This is a genomic window from Streptomyces sp. NPDC058964 (assembly GCF_042741275.1).
GTDB lineage: Bacteria > Actinomycetota > Actinomycetes > Streptomycetales > Streptomycetaceae > Streptomyces.
The window spans coordinates 1-3029 of record NZ_JBHYKH010000763.1 but is presented as its reverse complement, the minus strand read 5'-3'; the positions used below and the strand labels follow the sequence as shown (position 1 = coordinate 3029).

3 protein-coding genes and 1 pseudogene are annotated in these 3029 nt (G+C 71.0%); 3 read left to right on the top strand and 1 reads right to left on the bottom strand.

All coding sequences use genetic code 11. The features are described from left to right. Both ACFW2E_RS44370 and ACFW2E_RS44365 read left to right on the top strand, forming a co-directional pair. A pseudogene (locus ACFW2E_RS44370) lies at positions 1 to 1181 on the top strand (amino acid transporter); the annotation flags it as partial. A 129-nt stretch (positions 1182 to 1310) separates the two neighbouring features. Continuing rightward, positions 1311 to 1829 (top strand): hypothetical protein, encoded by a 519-nt coding sequence (locus ACFW2E_RS44365; protein WP_384477124.1) that lies wholly within the window; start codon positions 1311 to 1313, stop codon positions 1827 to 1829. Here ACFW2E_RS44365 and ACFW2E_RS44360 read toward each other — a convergent pair. Then, positions 1807 to 2403 carry a DUF1707 domain-containing protein gene (locus ACFW2E_RS44360; protein WP_384477121.1) on the bottom strand — a complete coding sequence of 199 codons (597 nt, stop codon included), beginning with the start codon at positions 2401 to 2403 and terminating at the stop codon, positions 1807 to 1809. The genes ACFW2E_RS44365 and ACFW2E_RS44360 overlap by 23 nt on opposite strands. Before the next feature lie 117 nt (positions 2404 to 2520). Here ACFW2E_RS44360 and ACFW2E_RS44355 point away from each other — a divergent pair, with 117 nt between their 5' ends. Further along, entirely contained in the window at positions 2521 to 2916 is a 396-nt protein-coding gene (locus ACFW2E_RS44355; RefSeq protein ID WP_384477118.1) for a molybdopterin-binding protein, read from the top strand. Positions 2917 to 3029: the final 113 nt, after the last annotated feature.

The window sequence follows — 3029 nt, the reverse complement described above, 5'->3', positions numbered from 1 at the left end:
CCGTCATGCCTCACGTCGAGGGCGACCCCGGCGACACCGAGGAGAAGCCGACCGGCCGGATCCGGGACACCAAGAAGCTGCTGACCACCGCCGCCCTGATCATGAGCTGCTTCCTGATCGCCACCAGCTTCATCACCACGCTGCTCATCCCGGAGGACGAGTTCAAGGCCGGCGGCCAGGCCAACGGGCGTGCGCTGGCCTACCTCGCCCACGAGTACCTGGGCAACATCTTCGGCACGGTCTACGACGTCTCGACCATCGCGATCCTCTGGTTCGCCGGCGCCTCCGCGATGGCGGGCCTGCTCAACCTCATGCCGCGCTACCTGCCCCGCTACGGCATGGCCCCGCACTGGGCCCGCGCCGTGCGTCCCATGGTCATCGTCTTCACGCTGGTGGCCTTCCTGGTCACCTGGATCTTCGACGCCAATGTCGACGCGCAGGGCGGCGCCTACGCAACCGGTGTGCTCGTACTGATCAGCTCCGCGGCGATCGCGGTGACCATCGCCGCGCGCAAGGCCCGGCAGCGAAAATGGGCGATCGCCTTCGGCGTGATCTCCGTGGTGTTCCTCTACACGACCGTCGTGAACGTCATCGAGCGCCCGGACGGTGTCAAGATCGGCGCCTGCTTCATCGCGGGCATCATCCTGGTCTCGCTGCTGTCCCGGCTGGCCCGCGCCTTCGAGCTGCGCGTCACGCATGTGTCGATGGACAACATGGCGGAACGATTCGTCCGTGACATGGCCAGCCGCAAGATCCGGTTCATCGCCAATGAGCCCGACCGGCGGGACAAGGCCGAGTACCGCGACAAGATCGAGCAGATCCGGGAGGACAACGACTTCCCGGAGCAGGAGGACTTCGTCTTCGTCGAGGTGACGGTCACCGACCCGTCCGAGTTCGAGGCGAGCCTGCACGTACGGGGCGAGGTGCTGCACAACCGCTACCGCGTCCTGACCCTGGAGTCCTCCTCCATCCCCAACGCCCTCGCCGCGTTCCTCCTGCACGTCCGCGACAGCACCGGCTGCACCCCGCACATCTACTTCGAGTGGACCGAGGGCAGCCCCTTCGCCAACTTCCTCCGCTTCTTCCTCTTCGGCCAGGGCGAGGTCGCCCCGGTCACCCGGGAGGTGCTGCGCGAGGCGGAGCCGGACCGGGCGCGCCGCCCGCGCGTGCACACCGGCTGAGCCGCGTTCCTCGGCCGACGCACGGACCGGGCCCGGATCCGTCAGGATCGCGTTAAGTTCCGGCCGAACGGCGTCAGAGCCCTGTCAGTGACCTGAGCTCCCGTGACCGCGGGAGCTCAGCGTCGGCTCATGCGACGGCGCGGACCACTGAACCCGACCGGTGACCGCCACTGGCGTGGCAGTGCCCGGTTCGCGGTGGGCTGCACCCTCACCTTCCTGGGCATGACCCTGCTCGTCGACTGGGACGCGGGCACGCTGACGCCCCCACGCGCCCTCCTGTGGGCCGCCCTGTCGGCCACGGCCTTCGCGGTCCTGCTGCCGCGCCGGGTGACCGCCGGCCGGGGCTGGCTGACGGTGCGCGGTCCGCTACGACGGCACACGGTCCACACCGACGCACTGACGGCCGTACGGCAATACGGTGACATCTCCTCGCGCCTGGTCCTGCGGGACACCCTGGGCCACCGGGTGGAGATCGACCCGCGCGTCCTCCTCGCGAACCCCCTGCTCTGGCACGAGCTGGACAGGGGCGCACGCCGCTCGACGGAACGCGGCACGCTGCGGGAGGGCGCGGAGATGCTGGAGCGGCTGGGCCGCGAGATCGACGACTCGACCGCGCGGGCCGTCCTCAGGGCTTCGGGGCTCTCCTGAACAGGCCGCCGCGCGGCGGACGCACCACGACATGGCCGAAGTCCATACGGCCGCCGATCTCCACGCGCAGCGCGACCGGCGTCCCGGGCTGTCCGGCCGGACGCGCCTTGATCCGGGCGTGGCCGAGCGCCAGGGAGTCGGTGTCCACCACCACACCCGGCCGGGTCACCAGCCGCAGCGTGCCGCCGCGCATGTCCAGGTCGATGTGCAGCATGTCGTGCGTGATCAGCGCCCGGGTGAAGTCGAGCGTGACGTCTCCCCACTCCGAGTCGATCTCCAGGCGCCGGGGCACCGCCCACTCGTCGGCGCGCGAGGCCGAACCGTACCGCTGCTCGATGCGCACGACATCCTTGGCCGGGGCCGCTTCGGCCGCGACGGGAAGGTCGGCGACCAGGCCGGCCAGCTCGTCCAGCGTGCGAGCCGTCAGGGCCGCCTCGACGCGCTCGTCGAGCTCCTCGGCGGTGAGTCTGCCGTCGCCCGCGGCGATGGTCAGCGCGTCCACCGTGCGGTCCCGGTCCGCATGCGAAGCCCGCATCCCGAGCGGCGCACCCGTGCTCACGACCTCAGCCGACATGTCCTCACCCCGATCGTCCGCATGGACCCGTCCACGCCGCCTAACGCTATATCGCGTTATACCCAACGGCCAACCCCACATCCGCCGTTCCCCGCCCGTGGCCCTATCGTGACCCGCATGCAGTCCTACACGATCGGCCAGGCGGCGCGGCTGCTCGGCGTGAGCCCGGACACCGCCCGCCGATGGGCGGACGCCGGCCGGGTGACGACCCACCGCGACGAGTCCGGGCGCCGGCTCATCGACGGCAAGGACCTGGCCGCCTTCTCGGTCGAACTCGCCAAGGCGGGAACGGCCGAGGAGGACGCCTCGTACACCTCTGTCCGCAACGCCTTTCCCGGGATCGTCACCGCGATCAAGCTCGGCGACGTCGCCGCGCAGGTCGAGATCCAGGCGGGCCCGCACCGGCTGGTCTCCCTGCTGACCCGCGAGGCGGTGGAGGAACTGGGCCTGGAGGTCGGCATGGAGGCCACCGCCCGGGTGAAGTCGACGAACGTGCACATCGACCGCGTCTGACGGTTGCGCACCGGTCCGGTCCGGCCCGGTCCAGTGGGGTGTGGGCGGTGCGCCCACCGCCCGGGCCGGGCGCCGCGGCGCCAAAACGGGCAGTGTGCGGGCCCCACACGCCC

Coding starts and splice junctions, on each gene's coding strand:
- ACFW2E_RS44365 (WP_384477124.1), top strand. CDS start 1,311: ATGCGACGGCGCGGACCACTGAACCCGACCGGTGACCGCCACTGGCGT.
- ACFW2E_RS44360 (WP_384477121.1), bottom strand. CDS start 2,403: ATGTCGGCTGAGGTCGTGAGCACGGGTGCGCCGCTCGGGATGCGGGCT.
- ACFW2E_RS44355 (WP_384477118.1), top strand. CDS start 2,521: ATGCAGTCCTACACGATCGGCCAGGCGGCGCGGCTGCTCGGCGTGAGC.